At 71.0% G+C, this 25258-nt stretch carries 19 protein-coding genes; 12 read left to right on the top strand and 7 right to left on the bottom strand.

What is annotated here, in order from left to right; genetic code table 11:
• Positions 1-2: 2 nt before the first annotated feature.
• Both ACQHII_RS09990 and ACQHII_RS09985 read right to left on the bottom strand, forming a co-directional pair.
• Entirely contained in the window at positions 3-1571 is a 1569-nt protein-coding gene (locus ACQHII_RS09990) for an alpha/beta fold hydrolase (protein WP_427918947.1), read from the bottom strand.
• Between the two features lie 116 nt (positions 1572-1687).
• Positions 1688-2443, bottom strand: a complete 756-nt coding sequence (locus tag ACQHII_RS09985) for a hypothetical protein (protein WP_427918946.1) — start codon at positions 2441-2443, stop codon at positions 1688-1690.
• Between the two features lie 143 nt (positions 2444-2586).
• Here ACQHII_RS09985 and ggt point away from each other — a divergent pair, with 143 nt between their 5' ends.
• Positions 2587-4389: a gamma-glutamyltransferase gene (gene ggt / locus ACQHII_RS09980; protein ID WP_427918945.1), complete on the top strand. Its 1803-nt coding sequence runs from the start codon at positions 2587-2589 to the stop codon at positions 4387-4389.
• Here ggt and ACQHII_RS09975 read toward each other — a convergent pair.
• Positions 4373-6949, bottom strand: coding sequence for an ATP-dependent Clp protease ATP-binding subunit (locus ACQHII_RS09975; protein ID WP_427918944.1), 2577 nt, complete (start codon positions 6947-6949; stop codon positions 4373-4375). The two genes, ggt and ACQHII_RS09975, sit on opposite strands and share 17 nt — an antisense overlap.
• A 138-nt stretch (positions 6950-7087) precedes the next feature.
• Positions 7088-7858, bottom strand: a complete 771-nt coding sequence (gene map, locus ACQHII_RS09970) for a type I methionyl aminopeptidase (protein WP_427918943.1) — start codon at positions 7856-7858, stop codon at positions 7088-7090.
• A 32-nt stretch (positions 7859-7890) separates the two neighbouring features.
• Between map and ACQHII_RS09965 the strand changes: the two genes are divergently transcribed.
• From ACQHII_RS09965 to ACQHII_RS09925, 9 genes are all read left to right on the top strand, one after another.
• Entirely contained in the window at positions 7891-8142 is a 252-nt protein-coding gene (locus tag ACQHII_RS09965) for a helix-turn-helix domain-containing protein (RefSeq protein WP_019071243.1), read from the top strand.
• 166 nt (positions 8143-8308) lie between these two features.
• Positions 8309-10099, top strand: coding sequence for a hypothetical protein (locus tag ACQHII_RS09960; protein ID WP_427918942.1), 1791 nt, complete (start codon positions 8309-8311; stop codon positions 10097-10099).
• A gap of 159 nt (positions 10100-10258) precedes the next feature.
• Positions 10259-11101, top strand: a complete 843-nt coding sequence (locus ACQHII_RS09955; protein ID WP_427918941.1) for a nitrilase-related carbon-nitrogen hydrolase — start codon at positions 10259-10261, stop codon at positions 11099-11101.
• Positions 11098-12384 (top strand): aspartate aminotransferase family protein, encoded by a 1287-nt coding sequence (locus ACQHII_RS09950; protein ID WP_427918940.1) that lies wholly within the window; start codon positions 11098-11100, stop codon positions 12382-12384. Before ACQHII_RS09955 ends, ACQHII_RS09950 begins: the two co-directional genes overlap by 4 nt.
• 27 nt (positions 12385-12411) lie before the next feature.
• The gene (locus ACQHII_RS09945) at positions 12412-13974 is read left to right on the top strand and encodes a PucR family transcriptional regulator (RefSeq protein ID WP_427918939.1); all 1563 of its coding nucleotides are present in this window, start codon (positions 12412-12414) and stop codon (positions 13972-13974) included.
• A 155-nt stretch (positions 13975-14129) separates the two neighbouring features.
• Positions 14130-14972 (top strand): nitrilase-related carbon-nitrogen hydrolase, encoded by an 843-nt coding sequence (locus ACQHII_RS09940; protein ID WP_328676852.1) that lies wholly within the window; start codon positions 14130-14132, stop codon positions 14970-14972.
• A gap of 123 nt (positions 14973-15095) precedes the next feature.
• Positions 15096-16499 (top strand): dihydropyrimidinase, encoded by a 1404-nt coding sequence (gene hydA / locus ACQHII_RS09935; protein ID WP_427918938.1) that lies wholly within the window; start codon positions 15096-15098, stop codon positions 16497-16499.
• 11 nt (positions 16500-16510) lie between these two features.
• A complete protein-coding gene (locus ACQHII_RS09930; RefSeq protein WP_401938476.1) occupies positions 16511-17530 on the top strand; it encodes a TIGR03842 family LLM class F420-dependent oxidoreductase in 1020 nt (339 codons plus the stop codon).
• 132 nt (positions 17531-17662) lie between these two features.
• Positions 17663-19210, top strand: a complete 1548-nt coding sequence (locus ACQHII_RS09925; RefSeq protein WP_427918937.1) for an NCS1 family nucleobase:cation symporter-1 — start codon at positions 17663-17665, stop codon at positions 19208-19210.
• Positions 19211-19237: 27 nt separating this feature from the next.
• Here the strand turns inward: ACQHII_RS09925 and ACQHII_RS09920 are convergent, their stop codons facing one another.
• Both ACQHII_RS09920 and ACQHII_RS09915 read right to left on the bottom strand, forming a co-directional pair.
• On the bottom strand, positions 19238-19909 hold the full coding sequence (locus tag ACQHII_RS09920) for a hypothetical protein (protein WP_427918936.1): 672 nt from the start codon (positions 19907-19909) through the stop codon (positions 19238-19240).
• A gap of 163 nt (positions 19910-20072) precedes the next feature.
• Entirely contained in the window at positions 20073-21068 is a 996-nt protein-coding gene (locus ACQHII_RS09915) for a carboxymuconolactone decarboxylase family protein (protein WP_427918935.1), read from the bottom strand.
• A gap of 166 nt (positions 21069-21234) precedes the next feature.
• On the opposite strand from ACQHII_RS09915, the gene ACQHII_RS09910 reads away from it, so the two are divergent.
• Together ACQHII_RS09910 and ACQHII_RS09905 are read left to right on the top strand one after the other, a co-directional pair.
• Positions 21235-22350, top strand: coding sequence for a sensor histidine kinase (locus ACQHII_RS09910; RefSeq protein WP_427918934.1), 1116 nt, complete (start codon positions 21235-21237; stop codon positions 22348-22350).
• Positions 22347-23057 carry a response regulator gene (locus tag ACQHII_RS09905; protein ID WP_427918933.1) on the top strand — a complete coding sequence of 237 codons (711 nt, stop codon included), beginning with the start codon at positions 22347-22349 and terminating at the stop codon, positions 23055-23057. Before ACQHII_RS09910 ends, ACQHII_RS09905 begins: the two co-directional genes overlap by 4 nt.
• On the opposite strand, the gene ACQHII_RS09900 is transcribed toward ACQHII_RS09905, so the two are convergent.
• The gene (locus ACQHII_RS09900; protein WP_427918932.1) at positions 23038-25221 is read right to left on the bottom strand and encodes an alpha-galactosidase; all 2184 of its coding nucleotides are present in this window, start codon (positions 25219-25221) and stop codon (positions 23038-23040) included. The two genes, ACQHII_RS09905 and ACQHII_RS09900, sit on opposite strands and share 20 nt — an antisense overlap.
• Between the last annotated feature and the right edge of the window lie 37 nt (positions 25222-25258).

Below are 25258 nucleotides of genomic sequence, written 5' to 3'. Positions count from 1 at the left end.
GATCACTGCTCGCGCAGCGGGATCGACACGTACGACGGGTCGTTCGCGGGCGAGGAGAAGGTCAGCTGCGCGCCGGTCGGGTTGTGCTCGATGTAGAGCGGGTCGACCGTGTCGACGACCAGGGCGAGATGGTGCCCTGCCGGGACGTCGTAGGCCGTGGAGAACAACTCCAGGTCCACACCGAACGGCTTGCCGGGCGTCTGCCCGTGCCAGGTGTACGGCGCGTTGCTGACCAGCTTGCCGAGGCCGAGCGGGCCCATGTCGTAGAGGTACGCGACGAGGGTGCCGCTCTCCTTGGTGTCCGTGACCGTGGTGTGCAACTTCACCGTGCCGCGCACCTGTTGGGCGCTCGTGTACGTCCCCGACTGCCATACGGCGGCCCAGCGGCGTGGCAGCAGCGGGACCCACGCGAGAGGCGGCACCTGCGCCACCTGGTCGAGGATGCTGGACAGGAAGACGATCCCGCCGTCCGCGCCCGAGTCGACGTTGGTGTGGATGGTGGTCGTGCCCGCGAGGTCGATCTTCTTGCGGGTCGCGCCGACCGACTTCCAGTCCGGATAACCCTCGTAGCCGCCCGTGGAACGGGACTTGAGCTCCACGGGGTCCTCGCGGTTGATCCCGTTGTCCTCGCCCTTGAGATAGTGGTCGAACCAGCGCTCGGTGTCCGTCCACACGTCGTTGGGCAGCCCGAACAGGCCGGTCAGTTCGGCGGTGGCGTGGTCGCCGGGACGGAGTTCGAGCCGCTTGGGGCCGGTCAACTCGCCGTAGAACTTGGTCATTTGGTTGGGCGGGAAGATCGAGTCGCCCCACGCGTTGGCGAGCATGACGGCCGCGCCGTTCTTGTTGATCTGATCGAGGTAGGTCGCGGGAGAGCGTTCCTTCCCCCAGGCGATCAACTCCTGCTCCTTGGACAGGTCGCCGGCGAGGAAGTCCTTGAACATCTGGCTGGTCTCCGCGCTCGGGCGGCCGGTGACCTCGCCGACGCCGTCCAGCAGGGCGGTCGCCTGGGAGTGCTCGGTACGGCCCGAGTAGATCGAGTCGATCAGGTCGGCCCAGCCGCTCAGTGAGGCAACTGCCTTGATCCGCTTGTCGTGTGCGGCCGCGAGGAGGCTGATGCCGGCTCCGTACGACACGCCCGCCATGCCGATGTGCCCCGCGTCGGACGGGGTGTTGGCGAGCGCCCAGTCGATGACCTTGGACGCGTCGGCCACGTCGGCCGGGCCGCCGACCTCTATCCCGCCGCCGGACTGCCAGAAGCCGCGGACGTTGTAACTCACCACGACATAGCCGGAGTTCGCGAGCTTCTCGGCCTGGGCGAGGTACTGGACCTGGGGGAAGCCCCAGCTCGTGGGCAGGACGAGGAGAGGGTAGCGGCGTGAGCCGTCGGCGCCCGCGGGGGTGACGACGTTCGCCGCGAGCTTCGTGCCGCCGTCGCCCGCGATGTCGACGAAGCGGACGCCGTTCGTGGCGGCCTGGGCGGCGGGGGCGAGCCCGAGGACGCCTCCGGCGACGAGAGTCGCGGAGACGGCGACCGCGGCGGTCGTACGCAGGGACTGGCGACGGTTTCGCACGGGTCACTCCTCACACGTGTCAATGCAAAGTGACCCGACGGTAACCGCACCCCTTTACCTGAGGTAACCCGTGGGTAAGTTACGTGCCAGTAACGATTGTTGAAGTGTGTGTGACTTCAGGAGGCGCGGTGCGAACTTCGTGGTGCCGGTGCAGGCAGAGGCGTTTCCGCCGCCCGGGTCACGTCCGCCACCAGTTCCACCACATCGGGCCCGTACGCCTGCGAGTTGACCACCTTCAGCAGCAGGACGAAGGTGTTGCCGCCGTGTTTGCGGGCCAACTTCTCGTGGTTGCGGGCGAGATAGCGGGACGCCGCCTGATTGGTGATCGCACGCTGGCCGCAGAAGAGGAACACCGGCCGCGCGCCGCCGAGTTGACCGGCGGTGAGCCGGGCGAGAAGCACGTACTCGCCCTTGCCGGGCTCAAGTCGGTAGCGCTCGCTGCCTATTTGGAACGCGCCCCGGTCCGGCCCCGGATCGGGGTCGACGTTGACGCGGATGCCGGGCAGCAGGGACGCCAGATGCGCTGCCATCCGGCGGTTGGAGGCCGGGCCGCCCACGCAGAACTCGGTGCGCTCGCCGAAGCCCTGCTGGGCCGCGTCGTGCGCGACGACCTGGGCGTGCGCGTTGCAGTCCTTGATCAGGGCGGCGAGTTCGAGGAGTGCGAACACGTCGTGCCGCATCACCGTGAGTTCGGGGCCGCCCGCCTCGCGGTTGACCACGAGCAGCGACTCGGAGTTGTCGGGCAGCCCGAAGAACGCCTGCTTGCGCCGGAGTTTGCGCTTCCACAGGTAGGTGCGGGCGAGCCAGCCGAGCGCGGCGCTGAGGCCGGCGGCGACCACGCCCAGAACGATGTTGCGCACGTCGTCATTCATGGGCGCGCATGTTAGCGGCCCGATGTGGCTGGTACGTACCGGTGTTCGACGTGTGACGTTCGTGTGGCGGCGGCCGGAAGCGGTCTGTCGGGGCCCGTGCCAGGTGGATACGCTGCGCGGACGGTTCTGGACTGGAGGTACGGATGCGTCGCCCAGTGGCACGGAAACTGTCGGTCCTGGCGGTCTCGGCCGCCGTGGTGTCGGTCGGGGCCGCGGCCCCACCCGCCGCGACGAGCAGCAGCACACCGACGAAGGTTCCGGTCGCCGTCGGCTACGGCGGTGCCGTGGCGAGCGTCGACGCGGACGCCACCGCTGCCGGTATCGAGGTCCTGAAGAAGGGCGGCAACGCGGTCGACGCGGCCGTCGCCACCGCCGCCGCGCTCGGCGTCACCGAGCCCTACTCCTCCGGCATCGGCGGAGGCGGCTACTTCGTCTACTACGACGCCAAGTCCCGTACGGTGCACACCATCGACGGCCGCGAGACCGCTCCGCTGACCGCCGACTCCAACCTCTTCGTGGAGAACGGCAAGGCACTCGCCTTCGCCGACGCCGTCAGCAGCGGCCTCAGCGTCGGCACCCCGGGCACGCCCGCTACCTGGCAGACGGCCCTCGACCAGTGGGGCAGTGAGAAGCTCGGTACGGTCCTCAAGCCCGCCGAGCGGATCGCGTCCGACGGCTTCACGGTCGACGACACCTTCCGCACCCAGACGGCGGCCAACGAGACGCGCTTCCGCTACTTCCCCGACACCGCCAAGCTGTTCCTGCCCGGCGGCGCCCTGCCGGTCGTCGGCTCCACCTTCAAGAACCCCGAACTTGCCGCCACCTACAAGGAGTTGGGCAAGAAGGGGATCGGGGACATCTATCGCGGCGCACTCGGCAAGGACATCCTCGCCACGGTGAACACCCCGAAGGTGGACGCGAGTTCGGGCTGGAACGCCCGCCCCGGCAAGCTCTCCACCCAGGACCTCGCGGCCTACCGCGCCAAGCTCCAGGCCCCCACGAAGACGACGTACCGCGGACTCGGCGTCTACTCCATCGCGCCCTCCTCCTCCGGTGGCACGACCGTCGGCGAGGCCCTCAACATCCTTGAGAAGACCGACCTTTCGAAGGTCAGCGAGGTCCAGTACCTGCACCACTACATCGAGGCCAGCCGGATCGCGTTCGCGGACCGGGGGCGCTGGGTCGGCGACCCCGCCTTCGAGGACGTACCGACGAAGGAACTCCTCTCGCAGAAGTTCGCCGACTCGCGCGCCTGCCTCATCAAGGACGACGCGGTCCTCACCAGCCCGCTGGCGCCCGCCGACCCGCGCAACCCGACGGCCTGCACCGCCGCCGGGACGGCCGCCCCGACGACGTACGAGGGCGAGAACACCACCCACCTCACGGTCGCCGACAAGTGGGGCAACGTCGTCTCCTACACGCTCACCATCGAGCAGACCGGCGGCAGCGCGATGACCGTGCCCGGCCGCGGCTTCCTGCTCAACAACGAGCTGACCGACTTCTCCTTCACGCCCGCCAACCCGGCCGTCCACGACCCGAACCTGCCGGGTCCGGGCAAGCGCCCGCGCTCCTCGATCTCGCCGACGATCGTCCTCGACAAGCACAACAAGCCGGTCGTGGCGCTCGGTTCACCCGGTGGCGCGACCATCATCACGACCGTGCTCCAGACCCTCACGGAGTTCCTGGACCGGAAGCTGCCACTCGTGGACGCGATCGCCGCGCCTCGCGCGAGTCAGCGCAACGCGGCCAACACGGAACTCGAACCGGCGCTCTACAACAGCGACTTGAAGACCCAGTTGCAAGCCATCGGGCACTCCTTCACGCTGAATCCGGAGATCGGCGCGGCGACGGGTGTGCAACGGCTGCCGAACGGGGAGTGGTTGGCCGCCGCCGAGAAGGTACGGCGCGGCGGCGGGTCGGCGGCGGTGGTCAATCCGGCCCCGTAGCCGGTGAGCCGGAGGCGGGCGGAGTCGTAGCCGACAGGTCGGAGGCGGGCGAGGTGGCCGTATCCGTCCGGAACGCGAGCCGCCCGTCCGTCACGTCCACCGTCACCCGGCCGCCCTCCGCGATCCGGCCGTCCAGGAGCAGCCGGGACAGCTGGTTGTCGACCTCGCGCTGGATGGTCCGCCGCAGCGGCCGGGCGCCGTACTCGGGCTGGAAGCCCTGCTGGGACAGCCAGTCGACGGCCGGGTCCGTGAACTCGACCGCGATGCCCTGTGCGTGCATGAGGCGGCGGGTGCGTTCCAGCAACAGCTGGGTGATCAGCCGGAGTTGCTCGGCCGTGAGCTGACGGAAGACGACGATCTCGTCGATACGGTTGAGGAACTCCGGGCGGAAGTGCTCGCGCAGCGGGCGCAGGATCTGCTCGCGCCGCGCCTCCTCGTCCGCGTCGGCGCCGCCCGGCCCGAAACCGATCCCCGCCCCGCGCCGGGTGATCGCCTCGGAACCGAGGTTGCTGGTCATCACGATCACCGTGTTGGTGAAGTCGACCGTGCGGCCCTGCGAGTCGGTCAACCGGCCGTCGTCCAGGACCTGGAGGAGGATGTTGAAGACGTCCGGGTGCGCCTTCTCGACCTCGTCGAGGAGGAGGAGCGAGTAGGGGTGCCGGCGTACGACCTCGGTCAACTGACCGGCCTCCTCGTGGCCGACGTAACCGGGCGGGGCGCCGACGAGACGGCTCACCGTGTGCCGTTCCTGGTACTCGCTCATGTCCAGGCGGACCATCCGGTCCTCGCTGCCGAACAGTGCCTCCGCGAGCGCGCGGGCAAGTTCCGTCTTGCCGACGCCTGTTGGGCCCAGGAACAGGAAGCTGCCGATCGGCCGGTCCGGGCTCGCCAGCCCCGCTCGCGAGCGCAGCACCGCGTCCGACACGACCCGCACCGCCTCCTCCTGGCCGACGACCCGCCGGTGCAGATGCTCCTCCAGACCGAGCAGCCGGTCCTTCTCCTCCGCGGTGAGACTGCTCACCGGGATGCCGGTCTGCCGGGACACGACTTCGGCGATCGCTTCCCCGGTGACCTCCAGGTGCTGTCCCTCGTCGCCCGTGTCTTCTCCGCCCGCCTCCGCCAGCCGCACCTTCAACTCGGCGATGCGGTCCCGGAGTCGGGTCGCCTTCTCGTAGTCCTCGTCGGCCGCCGCCTGGTCCTTGTCGCGGGCGAGCTGCTCCACCTCGCGCTCCAGGGCCCGTACGTCCGTGCCCTTCGTGCGCGCCCGCAGCCGTACCCGCGCGCCCGCCTGGTCGATCAGGTCGATCGCCTTGTCGGGCAGGCGGCGGTCGGTGAGATAGCGGTCGGACAGTTCCACGGCGGCCACCAACGCCTCGTCGGTGTACCGGACTTGGTGGTGTGCCTCGTAGCGGTCGCGCAGTCCGCGCAGAATCTCGATCGCGTCCGCGACGGTCGGCTCGGGCACCAGGATCGGCTGGAAGCGGCGGGCCAGCGCCGCGTCCTTCTCGATCCGGCGGAACTCCTCCAGCGTAGTGGCGCCCACGATGTGCAATTCACCGCGCGCCAGCGCCGGTTTGAGGATGTTGCCCGCGTCCGTCGAACCGCTCTCGCCGCCACCGCCCGCGCCCACCACGGTGTGCAACTCGTCGATGAACACGATCAGTTCGTCGGAGTGCGCGCGGATCTCGCCGACGATGTTCGTCAGCCGCTCCTCGAAGTCGCCCCGGAAACGGGTGCCCGCGACCACGCCCGTCAGGTCGAGCGCGACCACCCGCCGCCCGGTCAGCACGTCCGGGACGTCGCCGTCCGTGATGCGCTGGGCGAGCCCCTCGACGATCGCGGTCTTGCCGACCCCCGCGTCGCCGATCAGCACCGGGTTGTTCTTGCCGCGCCGGGACAGCACCTCGATGGTCTGCTCGATCTCCTCGTCACGGCCGATCACCGGGTCGATACGGCCGTGCCGGGCCAGGTCGGTGAGATCGCGGCCGTACTTGTCGAGGGTCGGGGTGCCGGTGGGGCGCGGCTGGTCCGTGCGCGGCAGCGTGCCGTCCGGTGCCTCGGGCGGCAGGCCCGTGGGGGCGAAGCGGGCCGCGTTCAGGATGTGCCCGGCGGCGGAGTCCGGGTTCGCGGCGAGGGCCCCGAGCACGTGCTCGGGGCCGATGTAGCCCGCGCCGCCCGCCCTCGCCAGGTCGTGCGCGTCCAGGAGGGCGCGCTTGACGGCCGGGGTGAGGTTGAGGGACGTGCCCTCCGGGGGTTGGACCGGTCCAGAGCGCTCGTCGATCTCCGCCGCCAGGGAGTCGGGGTCCGCGCCGGCACGGGTGAGGAGGCCGCGGGTCGGCTCCGCGGAGAGCGCGGCGCGCAGCAGGTGCTGGGTGTCCAGGTCGTGGCTGCCGTGTTCCGCGGCGTACTGGGCGGCGCCCCGGACGAGGTCCCTGGCCGGCTGGCTCAACAGGCGGGCTATGTCTACGTGGCGTGGACCGGGGCGGGTGGCCCCTCCGAAGAACCTGGCGAAGAAGTCTGCGAAGGGGTCGTTTTCAGGTGGTATGTGGCCACTGGTCATCAATCCACCATGGCACGGACCACTGCGGGGAGCATGTGCTGTTTTAGGTGCGTTCATGTCTGCGGGTGTGCTGTGGCTGGTCGCGCCCACGCGGCGGAGCCGCACATCGACACGGCCCCGCGCCCCTGGGCGGGACGGTCAGCGTCGCTCGGTAAGGACCCTTGGCCCGCCATCCGTGATCGCCACCGTGTGTTCCACGTGCGCCGCCCTCGAGCCGTCGTTCGTTCGCAGGGTCCAGCCGTCCGGGGCCTCGTGGTAGCCGTCCTTGCCGCTCGCGATCAGCATGGGCTCGATCGCGAGGGCCATGCCGTGGCGGAGGGGGAAACCCCGGCCGGGGCGGCCCTCGTTCGGGACGCCGGGGTCCTCGTGCATCTGGCGGCCGATGCCGTGGCCGCCGAAGCCCTGGGGGATGCCGTAGCCGGCCGCACGGCACACCGTGCCGATCGCGTGCGCGATGTCGCCGATGCGGTTGCCCACGACGGCCGCCGCGATGCCCGCCGCGAGGGCGCGCTCGGCGGTGTCGATCAGGCGCAGGTCGGCGGGACGCGGCGTGCCGACGGTGAAGCTGATGGCCGAGTCGCCGGCCCAGCCGTTCAGCTGCGCGCCGAAGTCCATCGAGACCAGGTCGCCGTCGCGCAGGCGGTAGCCGTCCGGGATGCCGTGCACGATCGCGTCGTTCACCGAGGCGCAGACGACCGCCGGGAACGGAGTGGGCGCGAACGAGGGGCGGTAGCCGAGGAAGGGCGAGGTCGCGCCCGCCGCCCGCAGCACGTCGTGCGCCAACTCGTCCAGTTCCAGCAGAGACACGCCCACGTCGGCGGCCTCCCGCACGGTCGTGAGGGCGCGGGCCACGACCTGGCCCGCCTCGTACATCGCATCGATAGACGTGTCCGTCTTGAGTTCCACCATGCCAATTACTATACCGGTATTAGAATGACGGCATGGTACGCACCCCTCTCACCCCCGAAGAGCGCGAACGCGGCGAACGGCTCGGCCGGCTGCTGCGCGAGGCCCGTGGCGGCCGGAGCATGACGGACGTGGCGGCGCACGCGGGCATCTCGGCGGAGACCCTCCGCAAGATCGAGACCGGCCGGGCACCGACACCCGCCTTCTTCACGGTCGCCGCGCTCGCCGACGCGCTCGGGCTGTCCATGGATCAACTCGTGGTCAGGTGTGCGCCGTTGGCGGCCTGAAACGGGTGGCGGACACGGCGGATCCGGCGGAACCCGGCGAGCGCACAGGGCGGAGGCGTAGGCTCCGAACTCTCTGCGCCCGGCTCGAAAAGCTTCCGTAGCCGCGTCGTAACACAAATGGTGTTTTCTACGGACCGGAGCATTCCGGTCTGGCGGGAGTTGGAGCATGGCTGTGGATCAACTCCCCGGACAGGTGCGGGAGTTCGCGAACTACCTCGACCGGCTTCTGGCGCGCCTCGACCAGGGCGGGGGCTGGTGCGGGGTGTTCTGGCAGCGCGATCCCGATGGTATGCAGGCCTGCCTGGGCGGACGTGAGATACCGCCCTGGGACGTGGTGGAGGCGCTGCTCCAGGACCTCGCCGCCGAGTACGGCCCCGGTGTCGCCGCCCAGGAGAGGGAACGCGCCCGCGCCCTGCACGCGGCGGCGCTCGCCGCGTTCGACGCCCGGCCCGGCAGCCGGGACGCCCTCAGCGACCGGCTCGACGTGATGCTCCGCGAACAGAAGTACGCCGCCGAACGGCAGGCGGAACTGGGGCGGTTGCTCGGCACCGCCACCACGCAGGAGGCGGCCGACGCCCTCCGCCTCGACCTCGCCTGGGCCCACGACGACCACGAGCGCGCCACCGCCCGCTGCGCCGAACTCCGCTCCCGCATCGAGGAGTTGGACAACCGGGTCCGCCTCCGGGGTGGCGGGGCGGTCCACCGCGACCGGCACGGCAACGTCTTCCGGGTCGACGACACCTTCCAGGGCCAGGACGGCCCGTCCGGCGGGGAGGACCCGTACGGTCGGTACGGCAACGGCCCGACCCCGCACCGCCTGCCCCGCCAGCGCGACACGGAACAGACGCCCGCCGCCGGTCCCCGGAGCGGCCATGTCGGCCCCGATCCGCTGCGTCACGACGAGGGCGTCCGTGAGGCGCGCCGCGGCTACGGCCCGGCGGGCATCGACGGCACCGAGTCCCAGCCCGCGCGCCGCGACGACAGCGCCCCCGACGCGCGCCGCGGCTACGAGGACTTCGAGCGCGCCAACCCCGGCTACGGCAGCCCGGCCCCCCTGCGGGACGACTTCCCGAGCCCCGCCGCCGCTCCCGCGCCCGAGCCCGCCGACTGGCCCGGGACCGACGCCTCCGACTGGCCCGCCCCCGAGGCCGCACGGTCCGCCGCCCCCGAGCCCACGCAGGCCAACGACCCCGCCCCCGACCCGGCCCCCGCCCCCAAGCAGCGCAAGCGCCGCCGGGGCAGCGCCCGCTTCGCCGGCATGGCCGAGGACGACACCGCCGTCGCCACTCCGGCGCCGGACCCCGCAGCCGCCGTACCGGAGCTGCCGGCCTCCGCGCCCGCCGCCCGCCGTACCCCGCGCGGGGCCCGTTTCGCCGGGGCCGCGCGGCCGGCCGAGCAGGCGCAGCCGAGGCGGGAGGCGCTGGACGCCGAGGCGCGGCAGGCCACCGTGGAGGCCGTGCAGCGGCTCGTGGGGCTGCGGCGGGAGGGCCGGAGCGGCGAGGCGCACGCGCTGCTCGCCGAGGCCGCGTACTGGCCCGCCGCGCGCTTCCCGCTGCTCGCGGCCGAGCTCCAGCGCGCCGGGCTCGGCGCCGACTGGGCGACGCTGCTCTGGGAGGCCGCCTCGCTGCCCGCCGACCGGCTGGTGGGCGCGGCGGACGCGCTGGTCGCGGCGGGCCGTACGGCGGACGGCGAGCAGATCCTGCGGCAGGGCGTGGCCCGCCCGGCCGAGGAGATAGGTGAGGCGGTGCTCGCGCTGGCCACCGAGGGCCGCCGCCGCGAGATCGGCGCCCTGCTCGACGCCTACGTCCGGGTCCGCACCCCCGAGGAGGCGGCCCGCAGCGTCGCGGCCGACCCCCAGCAGCTCGTCCCGCTGCTGGTCGAGGCCGCCCGGGGCGTCTCGGACGAGCGCCACTGGGATCTCGTCCACGCTCTCCGGGTCGCGGGCTTCACCGCCTAGCCGGCCCATCGGCTCGCCCACCGGAGTGTGAAACGCGATCGACTCCGCGGGTTAACGGCGATGGTCTTGGCAAGGCTCCTCCGGAGGCTTACGTTCATGCCTCTACGGCCTTTGTCTACGGGCGTAGAGGCTCTGACGTCCCCGTCGAAGGAGCAGCTCATGGCCAACGTCGTACGCGCCGCTCTGGTCCAGGCCACCTGGACCGGCGACACCGAGTCCATGGTGGCGAAACACGAGGAACACGCCCGCGAGGCGGCCCGCCAGGGGGCCCGGATCATCGGGTTCCAGGAAGTGTTCAACGCCCCCTACTTCTGTCAGGTCCAGGAACCGGAGCACTACGACTGGGCCGAGCCGGTGCCCGACGGGCCGACCGTGCGTCGTATGCAACAGCTCGCGCGCGAGACCGGCATGGTGATCGTCGTCCCGGTCTTCGAGATCGAGCAGGACGGCTTCTACTACAACACCGCGGCCGTGATCGACGCCGACGGCACCTTCCTCGGCAAGTACCGCAAGCACCACATCCCGCAGGTCAAGGGTTTCTGGGAGAAGTACTACTTCAGGCCGGGCAACGCCGGCTGGCCCGTCTTCGACACCGCCGTCGGCAAGGTCGGCGTCTACATCTGCTACGACCGCCACTTCCCCGAGGGCTGGCGCCAACTCGGCCTCAACGGCGCCCAGTTGGTCTACAACCCGTCCGCCACCTCACGCGGCCTCTCCGCCTACCTCTGGCAGCTGGAGCAGCCGGCCGCGGCCGTGGCCAACGAGTACTTCATCGCCGCGATCAACCGGGTTGGACAGGAGGAGTACGGGGACAACGACTTCTACGGGACGTCGTACTTCGTCAACCCGCGGGGCCAGTTCGTCGGCGACGTCGCCAGTGACAAGGACGAGGAACTCGTCGTGCGAGACCTGGACTTCGGGTTGATCGAGGAAGTCCGCCAGCAGTGGGCGTTCTACCGCGACCGTCGTCCCGACGCCTACGAAGGGTTGGTGCAACCGTGACCAAGGACCTGCTGGGACGGCACAAGGCCGTACTCCCGGAGTGGCTCGCCCTCTACTACGACAACCCGCTGGAGATCACGCACGGCGAGGGCCGGCACGTCTGGGACGCCGAGGGCAACAAGTACCTGGACTTCTTCGGCGGCATCCTCACCACCATGACCGCGCACGCGCTCCCCGAGGTCACCAAGGCGGTCAGCGAGCAGGCCGGGCGGATCCTCCACTCGTCCACGCTCTACCTCAACCGCCCGATGGTCGAACTCGCCGAGCGCGTCGCCCAGTTGTCCGGCATCCCCGACGCCCGCGTCTTCTTCACCACCTCGGGCACCGAGGCCAACGACACCGCCCTGCTGCTCGCGACCTCGTACCGGCGCAGCAACCAGATCCTGGCCATGCGCAACAGCTACCACGGCCGTTCCTTCAGCGCGGTCGGCATCACCGGCAACCGCGGCTGGTCCCCGACCTCCCTCTCCCCGCTCCAGACGCTCTACGTCCACGGGGGTGTTCGGACGCGCGGACCCTACGCCGACCTGTCCGACGCCGAGTTCATCGCGGCCTGTGTGGCCGACCTGAAGGACCTGCTCGGGCACGTCCGCCCGCCCGCGGCCCTGATCGCCGAACCCGTCCAGGGCGTGGGCGGGTTCACCTCCCCGCCCGACGGCCTGTACGCGGCCTTCCGCGAAGTCCTCGCCGAGCGGGGCGTGTTGTGGATCGCCGACGAGGTGCAGACCGGCTGGGGCCGCACCGGTGACCACTTCTGGGGCTGGCAGGCGCACGGCCAGAACGGTCCGCCGGACATCCTCACCTTCGCCAAGGGCATCGGCAACGGCAGCTCGATCGGCGGTGTCGTCGCCCGCGCCGACATCATGAACTGCCTCGACTCCAACAGCATTTCGACCTTCGGCGGCACCCAGATCACCATGGCGGCGGGCCTCGCCAACCTCACCTACCTCCTGGAGCACGACCTCCAGGGCAACGCCCGTCGCGTCGGCGGCCTCCTCATCGAGCGCCTGCGGGCCGCCGCGGCCAAGCATCCCGGCGTCCGGGAAGTGCGCGGGCGCGGACTGATGATCGGCATCGAGCTGGTGAAACCGGGCACCGACGAGGCTGATCCGCGGGCCGCCTCCGCCGTGCTCGAAGCGGCCCGCGAGGGCGGGCTGCTCCTCGGCAAGGGCGGCGGCCACGACACCAGCGCCCTGCGCATCGCCCCGCCGCTGTCCCTCACCGTCGCGGAGGCCGAAGAGGGTGCCGCCATCCTCGAACGGGCTCTGTCGAGCACGCAGTAGCAGCAGTACGAGCAAGGGAAACGCGTTATGGCCACCACCCTCGACCCCCTGGAACCCGCTCTGTCGGTCCGTCAGGTCCTCGCCCTGGAACGGGTGCTGGCCGGGGAACCCGAGGTGGTGGCCGGCGCGAGCCAGCTCGACCGCGCCGTGCGGTGGGTGCATGTCGCCGAGGCCGCCGATGTCGGCGTGATGCTCAGCGGCGGCGAGATGATCCTCACCACCGGCGTCCTGCTGGCCGGTGACGAGGGCGCCCAGGCCGAGTACATCCAGTCCCTGCACCGCGCGGAGGCCTCGGCCGTCGTCCTCGGTCTCGGCCGAGCCTTCCCCGCCCCGCCGGACGTGATGCGCCGCGCCGCCGAGCGGTGCGGGCTGCCCATGGTGGTGCTCCACCGGCCCTTCCCCTTCGCGGAGTTGACGGAGGAGGTCCAATCCCGGCTGGTGCGGCGGAAGTTCGCCGCCGTCAGCCTCTCCGAGGCCGTACGGACCGCGCTCACCGCACTCATCACCGGAGGCGCCCCGTTGCAGAGTCTGCTCGACGAGGTCGCCGCGCACAGCGCCTGTCCCGTCGTCGTCACCAACCTCGCGCACCGCGTCCTCGCCACGGCTGGGGAGCGGTCCGCGGTCGACGACGTGCTGCGCGACTGGGAGCGCATCTCCCGCCAGGCCGGCGGCAGCGAGGGCGACGGCTGGATCCGTGCCGAACTGGGCGGACGCGGCGAGCGCTGGGGCCAGATCATGCTGTGCGGCCACCGCGGCGACACCGCCACCGGACGCCTCCTCGCCGACCGCGCCGCCGAGGCCCTCGTCCTGCACCGCATGCTCGGCGGTTCCTCCCACACCTGGGAGGAGCAGTCCGCCCAGAGCCTGCTGACCGACCTGGCGAGCGGCGTCGTACCGGCCCGCCAACTCCTGCCCCGCGCCCGGGCCGCAGGACTCCCCGTCAACCGCCGCACCTTCGTACCGATGGTCGTACGCGACGGCGACACGGCCCAACTGGACAGGGTCCTAAGGCTGTTGGGGCTCCCCGGACTGGTCGCCGAACTCGCCGACGGTGTCACCGCAGTCCTGCTCAGCCTGCCCCGCGACCAGGACGCGGACGCCCTCGCCGCGCACTTCGCGAGCCGACTGCGCACCGAGTCGGGGGCGTTGAAGGCGGTCGTGGCCGCCGCAGGCCAGCGCACCGTCTGGGACGACGTGCCCGCCGGGCTGCGCGAGGCGCAGCACGTCGCCGACGCCGTGGCCGACTCCAGCGACGCCCTCGAACTCCCCACCGTCGTACGCCTCAAGGACGTCCATCTGCGCGGCCTGATCCGGCTGCTGCGGGACGACCCGCAGGTGCAGTCCTTCGCCGAACGGGAGTTGGACGGGCTGCTGTGCGCGGCCGACGAGGACCTGCTCGCCGTACTGCGCACCTATCTGGCCACCGGCCGCAACAAGTCGCGCACCGCCCAGCTCCACCACGTCTCACGGCCCGCGCTGTACCGCCGGCTGGAGGCGATAGAGGGCCGGCTCGGAGTCGACCTCGACGATTTCGAGCAGGCCGCGTCGGTGCACATCGCGCTCCTCGCGCACGACGCGCAACAGGGGTGAAACATGGGACTACCTGCGAAAACGGCGGTGAAACATGCGGCCACGACAGGGTGACACCGTGGAACGCCGAGCGTCCGCAGACGTGACACCGTGCAACTCAACGACGACTTTCGGACTTCCTAGGCTCCTCACACACCTAGCGACCGGAGGTCCCGATGAGCACCGTGATTCGTGCCGCCCTGTTCCAGACAGCCTGGACGGGCGACAAGGAGTCCATGATCCAGGTCCACGAGCAGGCGGTGCGCGACGCCGCCGCGCAGGGTGCTCAAGTCCTGTGCTTCCAGGAGCTGTTCTACGGACCGTACTTCTGCCAGGTCCAGGACAAGGCGTTCTACGAGTACGCCGAGGCGATCCCGGACGGCCCGATCGTCAAGCGCTTCCAGGCGCTCGCCAAGGAACACGGCATCGTCCTGGTCCTGCCGATGTACGAGGAGGAGCAGCCCGGCGTCCTCTACAACACGGCCGCCGTGATCGACGCGGACGGCTCCTACCTCGGCAAGTACCGCAAGCACCACATCCCCCAAGTCCCCGGATTCTGGGAGAAGTTCTACTTCCGCCCGGGCAACAGCGGCTGGCCGATCTTCGACACCAAGGTCGGCAGGATCGGTGTCTACATCTGCTACGACCGGCACTTCCCGGAGGGCTGGCGCGCACTGGGCCTCGCGGGCGCGGAGATCGTCTTCAACCCGTCGGCGACCTCGCGCGGACTGTCGGCGTACCTCTGGCAGCTGGAGCAGCCGGCTGCCGCCGCCGCCAACGAGTACTTCGTCGGCGCCATCAACCGGGTCGGTGTCGAGGAGCTCGGCGACAACGACTTCTACGGCACGACCTACTTCGTCGACCCGGAGGCCCAGTTCGTCGGCGAGGTGGCCAGCGACAAGGAGCCCGAACTGGTCGTCCGGGACCTGGACCTGGCCAAGCTCCGCGAGGTCCGCGACCGCTGGCAGTTCTACCGCGACCGCCGCCCGGACGCGTACGGCCCGCTGACCGCACCGTAAGACACGCAAGGCACCCGCGCCCCGTCTTCAGGGGCGCGGGGCAGCGTCCACTAGCGGCTTCGCCGCGGGGCGCGACCAGCCCCCACCGACCCGCACCAGACCACAATCCAGCGGAGTCAAACAATGAGCACCCGTACCGTAATCCGCGGCGGCCTAGTCATCACCGCGTCCGACGAACTCCACGCCGACGTCCTGATCGAAGACGGCCGCATCGCGGCCCTGGCCACCTCCGGCACCCCGACGGCCGACGCGTGGACCGCCGAGCGGGTCATCGACGCCACCGGGAAGTACGTCATCCCGGGCGGAGTCGACGCCCACACCCACATGGAGATGCCGTTCGGCGGCACCAAGGCTGCCGACACCTTCGAGACCGGCACCCGGGCCGCCGCCTGGGGCGGTACGACGACCATCGTCGACTTCGCGATCCAGAACGTCGGCGGAGCTCTCCGCGAGGGCCTCGACGCGTGGCACGCCAAGGCCGAGGGCAACTGCGCCATCGACTACGGCTTCCACATGATCGTGTCCGACGTCAACGAGGACACCCTCAAGGAGATGGACCTGCTGGTCGAGGAGGGCGTCACCTCCTTCAAGCAGTTCATGGCCTACCCGGGCGTCTTCTACAGCGACGACGGCCAGATCCTGCGCGCCATGCAACGCGCCGCCGACAACGGCGGGTTGATCATGATGCACGCCGAGAACGGCATCGCGATCGACGTGCTGGTCGAGCAGGCGCTGGCCCGCGGGGAGAGGGACCCCCGCTACCACGGCGAGGTCCGCAAGGCCCTCCTCGAAGCCGAGGCCACCCACCGCGCGATCAAGCTCGCGCAGGTCGCCGGTGCCCCGCTCTACGTCGTGCACGTCTCCGCGATGGAGGCGGTCGCCGAGCTGGCCAAGGCGCGCGACGAGGGGCTGCCGGTCTTCGGTGAGACCTGTCCGCAGTACCTGTTCCTCTCCACCGACAACCTCGCGGAGCCCGACTTCGAGGGCGCGAAGTACGTGTGCAGCACGCCCCTTCGGCCGAAGGAGCACCAGGCCAAGCTCTGGCAGGGCCTGCGCACCAACGACCTCCAGGTGGTCTCCACCGACCACTGCCCCTTCTGCTTCGTGGGCCAGAAGGAGCTCGGCAGGGGCGACTTCTCGAAGATCCCCAACGGCATGCCGGGCGTCGAGAACCGCATGGACCTGCTCCACCAGGGCGTCGTCGACGGGCACATCAGCCGCCGCCGCTGGATCGAGATCGCCTGCGCCTCTCCGGCGCGGATGTTCGGCCTCTACCCGAAGAAGGGCACGATCGCCCCGGGCGCCGACGCCGACGTCGTCATCTACGACCCGCACGCCGAGCAGACCGTCTCCGCCGAGACCCACCACATGAACGTCGACTACTCGGCCTACGAGGGCAAGCGCCTCACCGGCCGCGTCGAGACCGTCCTCTCGCGCGGCGAACTCGTCATCACCGAGCGGGAGTACACCGGGCACGCGGGCCACGGCGTCTACACCCCGCGCTCCACCAGTCAGTACCTCAACTAGGAGTGGCGCACATGGACTTCGGACTCGTCCTGCAGACCGACCCGCCGGCCTCGCGGGTCATCAGCCTGATGAAGCGCGCCGAGCGCAACGGCTTCACCTACGGCTGGACCTTCGACTCCGCCGTGCTGTGGCAGGAGCCGTTCGTGATCTACAGTCAGATCCTGGCCAACACCACGAAGTTGACGGTCGGCCCGATGGTCACCAACCCGGGCACCCGCACCTGGGAGGTCACCGCCTCCACCTTCGCCACCCTGAACGACATGTTCGGCAACCGCACGGTCTGCGGCATCGGCCGCGGCGACTCCGCGATGCGCGTCGCGGGCCGCACCCCGAACACCCTGGCCCGGATCAGCGAGGCCATGAAGGTCATCAGGGCGCTCGGCTCCGGCCAGGAGGCGGACCTCGGCGGCACGGTCATCAAGTTCCCCTGGGCCAAGGAGGACGCCCAACTCCCGGTCTGGATGGCAGCGTACGGTCCCAAGGCGCTGAAGATGACCGGCGAGGAGGCCGACGGCTTCATCCTCCAGCTCTCGGACCTCTACCTCACCGAGTACATGGTCAAGGCGGTCAAGGACGCGGCCGTCGCCGCCGGGCGCGACCCCTCCGAGGTCAAGATCTGCGTCGCCGCCCCGGCCTACGTCACCGAGGACGACTCGCCCGAGGCGCTCGCCCACGCGCGCGACCAGTGCCGCTGGTTCGGCGGCATGGTCGGCAACCACGTCGCCGACCTCGTCTCCAAGTACGGCGAACACTCCGCCGCCGTACCCGAGGAACTCACGGACTACATCAAGGCCCGTGAGGGGTACGACTATTCGCACCACGGCCGTGCCGACAACCCCGACACCGCCTTCGTACCCGACGAGATCGTCGACCGGTTCTGCATCATCGGATCGGCCGAGAAGCAGATCGAGAAGCTCAACGCCCTGCGGGAGTTGGGCGTCGACCAGTTCGCCGTCTACGACATGCACGACGCGCAGGAGGCCACGATCGACGCGTACGGCGCGACGATCATCCCGGCCGTCAACGCCTGACACACACCCGCGCCACCGCTCAACTCCCCGTCCCCCCACTCCAGTTCTCCCCCTCCCCACCGTCCTGGGGAGGGGGACCGGAGCCCCCCGCACGGCCTTTCCGGATCCGCCCCTCGTTTGATTGGCCTGCCCATGACCGACATAGCTCCCTCGGCTCTGCCGCCAACCGCTCAAGTCACCCTCGCCGACGGGCGCGTGGAGATCGCCCCCGGATCTCCGCAGCCCAGCGGGCCGTACGCCAACGACGACCTGTTGCCGGTTCCCGTCGAGAAGCGCACCTGGACCACGTACAACTTCTCCGCGCTGTGGGTCGGCATGGCCCACAACACGGCCTCCTGGACCCTGGCCTCGGGGCTCATCGCCGTGGGCATGGACTGGAAGCAGGCGGTGTTCACCATCGCCCTGGCCAACCTGATCGTGCTCGTGCCCATGCTGCTCACCGGGCACGCGGGACCGAAGTACGGCATCCCCTTCCCGGTCTTCGCGCGTGCCTCGTTCGGTGTGCGCGGCGCCAACCTCCCTGCCGTGGTACGGGCGTTGGTGGCCTGCGGCTGGTTCGGCATCCAGACCTGGATCGGCGGTGAGGCGATCTTCTTCCTCGCCGGCAAGCTGATCGGGGACAGCTGGGCGAACGCCTCGCAGATCGGCGGGTACGCCTGGACGATGTGGCTGTCGTTCGCGCTGTTCTGGGTGCTCCAAGTGGCCATCATCTACCGGGGCATGGAGACGATCCGCCGCTTCGAGAACTGGGCGGCGCCCTTCGTGCTCGTCGGCGCGTTCGTGATGCTGTGGTGGATGAGCAGCAAGGCCGGCGGCCTCGGCCCGCTCTTCGACCAGCCCTCCAAGCTCGGCTGGGGCGGCAGCTTCTGGAAGCTGTTCTGGCCCTCGCTCATGGGCATGATCGGCTTCTGGTCCACGCTGTCGCTGAACATCCCCGACTTCACCCGCTACGGCAAGAGCCAGAAGGCCCAGACCTGGGGCCAGGCGCTCGGTCTGCCGACCACCATGACCCTGTTCGCGTTCCTGTCGGTGCTCGTCACCTCCGGTTCGCAGGCCGTCTACGGCAAGGCGATCTGGGACCCGGTGCAGCTGGCCGCCAAGACGGACAACGTGGTCGGTCTGCTCTACGCGCTGGTGACCGTCCTGGTGGCGACCCTGTCCGTGAACATCGCGGCCAACCTGGTCTCGCCCGCCTTCGACTTCTCCAACATCGCGCCCCGGAAGATCAGTTTCCGCACCGGCGCCCTGATCACCAGCGTCCTCGGCGTGCTGATCTTCCCGTGGAAGCTGTACTCCGACCCGCAGGGCTACATCTTCACCTGGCTCGGCCTGGTCGGCGGTCTGCTCGGCACGGTCGCCGGCATCCTCATCGCCGACTACTGGATCCTGCGCCGCGGCAAGCTCGACCTGACCGACCTGTACAAGGCGGGCGGCCGCTACTGGTACGACGGCGGCTGGAACTGGCGCGCCGTCGTCGCCTTCCTGGTGGGTGGTGTGCTCGCCGTCGGCGGCGCCGACTTCCATCCGCTGATCGACGGCCGCCCCATCCCGGCCCTGTCCTCCCTCGCCGACTACGGCTGGGCGGTGGGCCTCGGCACGTCGATGGTCCTCTACGTGGCGCTGACGCTGCTGACCCGGAAGGAGCCGGCGCCGCAGGAGCCGACGCCCGTCGAGGCGTAGGACTCGTCGTGCGGGAGGGCGCCGGGGCTAGCTGGCCTTGGCGCCCTCCAGCGCGGTCACCGCCTCCTTGGCGGCCTTGATCGCGCCCTTGTTGATGACGTCCGTGCTCGGCGCCTTCTTGTTCTCGAAGTCGCTGCCGTTGTACGTGATGGTCACCAGCGCGTTGCCCGCGCGGACGACGACCGTGCCCTCACGCGTCTGCTGCTTGTCCTCTGTGGTGAGGTTCACGATGGAGTAGGCCGCGTCCCCGAGCCCGGGCACCACCCCGCCGCCGCTCTTCTCCGTAGTCGTCTCGGTGTACGACTTCTTCGCCGCTTCGTCCGATTCCGTGATCTCGTACGACACGTCGAGCCAGCGGTAGTCGTACCCCTTGAGCGCGTTCCACGAGCAGGTGCGGCGCACCTTCGTGTCCGTCGACGGGATCTCCTTGCCGGCCGTCTTGGCGCCCGGAACCAGGGACTTGAGCGTCGCCGCCGTCACACTCCCGCACGGGGCGGGGGACGTGGAGTACGCCTTGGCCGCGGGCGCCGTCGACGGGGCCGAGCTCCCGGACGAGGAGTCGGACTCGGGCGTCGCCTTGTGATCGGCGGTCGTCGTCGCGGCGAACGGACCGGACGTCAGGGCCCAGCCCATCGCGGCGAGCACGACGACCGGCGACAGACGCGCGGTGAGAGCGAGCGGCAGAGGAAGAGAACGCAAGTCGCACTTCTCGTGGGGGAAGGGTGCGGAGCGGGTCCGCACTGCGGACGGGGACGCCAGTGTCACATGACTCCCTGTGAGGCGGAAGTACGAACTCGCTCCGTGCCTGTGTGGTGACAGTGCCCGACTGTGGACGCGTTGTGTGTCCTCTTATGTCCACCGCTCAGGTGTGGACGGCGGGCACCCGCATCGTCGTCTCGATCCGTTCGACGGCCGCGAACGCCCCGTACGCGACGAGCCGCACGAGACTCGCGTCACTGCGCGACGGCTCCCGCCGGGCGGCCACGTCCTCCTCCGTTATCCGGTACGGCGCGAGCGCGGCCAGCACCGCCAGCCGTGCCGCCGGCCGCTCCCGCCGGTTCGGGAAGCCGCGCAGCACGACCGGCGGATGTCCCCCGTCCCAGGCCCACAGCGTCTCCCGTACGAGGGTCAGGTCGTCCGCGTCGAGAAGGTCCGCGCCCGCGAGCGCCGCCGTGCGCAGGGCGTCGTAGGCCGGGCCCACCGGGGTGCCGGCCGCCCAGCCCGGGCCGGGGCCCGGCGTGTCGAGCAGGGGGAGTGCCGCTCCCGGTACGGCGCTGCGGCGCACGGTGCGGGCCACGCTGCGGCCGGCGAGGCTGCGGACGGCCCGGAACCGCTGGGCGTTGCCCGGCAGGAGCTGCTCGGTGAGCAGGGCCGACACGATGCGGTTGATGAAGTGGAAGGCGAGGGCCGTGCCGAGATAGGCGGGCGCCTGTTCGGACGGGAACGGATAGGGCGCCAGGTCCGCGCCCGGGACCCGGGTGCGGCGGCCCCAGTCGAGCACGCGCGCGTGCTCCTCGTTGTCCGGTGTGCCGCCGCGTGCCAGGTGCTCGGCGAGGGCGTGGTCGCCGGTGGCATGCAGCAGGACGGTGTGCGCGTCCGCGCAGAACGGGCACTTGTTGGCGAGCGAGACACCGAGGGCGGCCAGCTCCTTGCCGGTGCGGCTGCCGTCGCCCGCGATCAGCGACTCCCGCATCAACGCCCAGGCGGGCGCCAGGAGTTCGGGCACGGAGGACAGGACCACGAAGGTCGGGGGCCGCTCGATCCCGAAGTCGACGGCGATCTGCTCGAAGACTTCGGCGGTGCGGCCCGTGGCGGACTTCGGCGACGGGGGCCGGGTGTGACGGAAGGGTGTGGGCATGGCAGCAGCGTGCGCCGCCCGGATGCCTCAGGTCGTCGTACGGCCGAAGGGAGTTGACGCTGCGTCGGCCGGGTGGCGCGGGCCCGGAAAGTACTGCGTGGGGAGTAGTCCAGGAGTTGTCCACAGGGCTGACGACCATGTCGGCGCGGCGGTCTACTGTGCGGTCATGAGCGGGTACCCGGTCGATGTGACCCCACGCAGGCGCCTCGCCGACGCTTCCCTCGCGGTCGTGATCGGCGCCCTCGTCATGACCGTCGCCGCCTTCGACGCGGACACCACCGCCGTCGACTACGCGCTGATGGCTCTGGCCTCGGCGGCCCTGGCGTTCTACCAGACGGCCCCGCGCGCGGTCCTCGCCGTGGCCACGGTCGCGGAGGCGGCCTACGTCCTGCACGCCCACCCGGGGCCGGCCGCCGGTCTGCCCGTGCTCGCCGCCATGCACACGGCGGCCCGGGTGGGACACCGCGGCTGGTCGGCCGGGGCGGGCGGGCTGTTCCTGGCCGCGTACTTCGCCACGGGCCCGACGACCCAGCAGGTGCTCGAGCGGACCGCGCTCATCGCCGGCTGGTTCCTGTGCGCGGTGGTCACCGGCCTCGCCGACCGCAACTGGCAGGCGTATCTGCGCCAGACCGAACAGCGCGCCCTGGAGGCCGAACGCACCCGCGAGGAGGTCGCGTTGCGCCGCGAGGGTGAGGAACGGCTCCGCATAGCGCGGGAGTTGCACGACTCCCTCACCCACAGCATCTCGATCGTCAAGCTCCAGGCGGGCGTCGCCGTCCACCTCGCCCGCAAGCGCGGCGAGGAGGTGCCGCCCGCACTGCTCGCCATCCAGGAGGCGGGCGGCGAGGCGATGCGGGAACTGCGGGCCACCCTGGAGGTCCTGCGCACCACCGAGGAGCCCACCGGCACCCCCGAACTGCTCGTCGAGCGGGCCTGCGCGGCCGGACTCGCCGTCGAACTCGCGGTGACGGGCGAGGAGCGCCCCCTCGCGGCGACGGTCGACCGCGCGGTGTACCGCATCGTCCAGGAGGCCCTGACCAACGCGGCCCGGCACGCGGGCCCGGCCAAGGTCAGCGTCCGACTCGACTACGGCGAAGAGGACTTGACGATCCGGGTGGAGGACGACGGGGCGGCCGACCCCGGCTGCCCGCCGAAGCCCGGCATCGGCCTCACCGGCATGCGCGAGCGCGTCACGGCCCTGGGCGGCACCCTGCACACCGCCCCGCGCGCGGAGGGCGGCTTCTCGGTACGGGCCGAACTGCCACTGGGGGAGGCGGGATGATCCGGGTCGTGGTCGTCGACGACCAGGCGTTGATGCGCGCGGGCTTCCGCGCCCTCCTCGAAGCCGAGGACGGCATCGAGGTGGTGGGCGAGGCGGCCGACGGCGAACAGGGCGTGGCCCTCGTCCGCGCGCAACTGCCCGACGTCGCGCTGATAGACGTGCAGATGCCGGTGCTGACGGGCATCGAGGCGACCCGCCGCATCGCCGCCGACCCCGCCCTCGCCGCGGTCCGGGTCGTCATCCTCACCAACTACGGCCTGGACGAGTACGTCTTCGAGGCGCTCCGGGCGGGCGCCAGCGGCTTCCTCCTGAAGGACACCGATCCCGCGGACCTGCTCCAGGCCATCGGGATCGTCGCCGCCGGCGAGGCCCTCCTCTCCCCGTCGATCACCCGCACCCTCATCGGCGAGTTCGTCTCCCGGCCCCCCGACCGCTCCACCGCCACCGGCCTCGAACATCTCACCCGTCGCGAACGCGAGGTCACCGCCCTGGCCGCCCGCGGCCTCACCAACGAGGAGATCGCCGCCCACATGGTCATCAGCCCCTTCACGGCGAAGACCCACATCAGCCGGGCCATGACCAAACTGGGCGCCCGAGACCGGGCCCAACTCGTCGTGTTCGCCTACGAGTCGGGCCTCGTGACGGCCCGCGCAACGGAATCCCGTTGCGAGGCGGAGTCACGCCCGGTCAGTCGGCCGTCCTCCTGAGTTCGAGGAGCAGGGCCTGTTCGGGGTTGAGGTTCGGCAGGGGCAGGCCGGCGACGGTGAGTACCGAACCGGGCAGGGACAGACCGTCGTCGAGGGCCGCGGACAGCCAGGCCGGTTCCGCGATCTCGTGGAAGGACGGCAGGCCCAACTCGGTGCGCACGCGCACCCGGTAGGTCGCCTCGGGGTCCAGGCCGGGCAACTGCGTTCGCCCGTACTGGCCTTCGGGGGACGTGGCGAGCCGCGCCCAGCAGTACAGCGCGGCCGAGCCGTCGTGGGCCACGACTCCGTGCAGCAGGGTCGACTCGTCGGTGAGGTCGACGCGGACCGTGCGGCCGCCGTGGAGCAGCGGGCGCAGTTCGCGGTGGAGGGCGGTCCAGGCGGTGAGGCGGGCGAGTTCCTCCGGGGAGCAGCGGGTGAGGTCCTGTTCGATGCCCGCGTGGCCGAACAGGGCGGTGGTCAGGCGGAGTTGGTCGGAGCTGACGCGGTCGGTGGTGTGGCTGGTGCGCGGGCCCACGTGGGTGCCGACCAGTTCGGGGGGCAGTAGTTGCGCGGTCCAGCGCTGGATGGTCTGGCGTTCCACCGGGTCGTTGCAGTCCGAGGCCCAGACCCGGTCGGTCCGTTGCAGGATGCCCAGGTCGATCCGTCCGCCACCGGCGGCGCAGCTCTCGATCTCCAGGGCGGGGTGGCGCTCCCTGAGAGCGTCCATCAGCCGGTAGAGGGCCACCACCTGGGCGTGCGCCGCGGGGCGGTCGGCGGCCGAGTGCACGGTCTCGTGGAGTTCCCGGTTGTGGTCCCACTTGAGATACGCGATGGCGTACTTCTCCACTAGGGCGTCCAACGCGTCCAACAGATACTGCCAGGCATCGGAGTTGGCCAGGTCCAGCACATGCTGGTGGCGGGCCGCCGGGCCGACCCCGCGGGCGGGGCCCAGCACCCAGTCGGGGTGCTCGCGGGCCAGGTCGGAGTCCAGGTTGATCATCTCCGGCTCCACCCACAGCCCGAACTCCATGCCGAGCGACCGCACATGGTCCACCAGCGGGGTCAGCCCCTCGGGCCACACCACGGGGTCGACGGTCCAGTCGCCGAGCCCGGCGTCGTCCGAACGACGGCCCCGGAACCAGCCGTCGTCCAGCACGAACCGCTCGACACCGACCTCGGCGGCCCGGTCGGCCAGCCGCAGCAGCCGGTCCAGGTCGTGGTCGAAGTAGACCGCCTCCCAGCTGTTGAGGATCACCGGGCGGGGGCCGCGCGGATGCGTGGGGCGGGCCCGGAGCAGGGTGTGGAAGCGGTCGGCGAGCCCGTCCAGGCCCTGGTCGGACCAGGCGAAGTGGCAGACCGGAGCGGTGTACGACTCACCGGGCGCGAGCCGGATCTCCCCGGCCCGCAGGAGTTCGCCGCCGCCGAGCACCCCCGCATGGGTGCCCGCGCCCTCCGGCAACTGCTCGGCCAGATACCGCTGGTCGCCGCTCCAGGCCACATGGACGGCCCAGATCTCCCCGTCGCGGAAACCGAACCCGGGCACGCCCACCGCCATGACGTACGGCGAGTCCACCCCCGGCTTGCCCCGCCGCACCTCACGGGCGTGCGTGCCGTAGCCCAGCGGCCGCCGCTGCGGTGAGCGCTCCCGGCTCCACTTGCCGGTGAAGTCGAGGACCTCGGACGCCCGGCGCGGCAGCGGCAGCAGCGTCGTGAGGCCCGCCAGGTCGTACGGCACCGGGTCCGCGTCCGGCCGGCGGGTGAGTGTGGTCCGTACGCCCAGTACCCCGGAGGGCTCCAGAACGTAGGAGAGCGTGACGTCGAGTCCGGTGCCGGGGTCGACGAGGTGGAGGGTCAACTCCCCGCCCTTAGAACGTGGTTGGTACGAACTGTCCGTCAGTGTCAGCCGGGGTGCGGCGAACGCGCCGGCGAGATGGCCCTCCTGGGCCGGGGTGCCGGACCAGGCGTCGGCCTCGGTGGGCCAGACGGTGAACCGGCGCGGGATGTCGACGGAGTTGTTGAGCACGGCGGGTTCGCCGGTCAGGGCGAGCGCGGCCAGGGCGTCCTGCGGGAGGTCGCCCAGGTCGGCCCCCCAGTGCAGCACCCTGGGCACCGGCTCGGTGAGCTCCACGACGAGGGCGGTGCCCGCCGCGCGCAGGATGTGGATCCGCGCCGTGGTGTCCGGCATGAAGAGTCCTTTCCGGGCGCCCGGTGCCACCGGACGG

Source organism: Streptomyces sp. cg40 (assembly GCF_050320165.1).
Lineage (GTDB): Bacteria > Actinomycetota > Actinomycetes > Streptomycetales > Streptomycetaceae > Streptomyces > Streptomyces hokutonensis.
The sequence above is the reverse complement of the archived record's forward strand: the minus strand, read 5'-3'. Positions and strand labels throughout refer to the sequence as shown.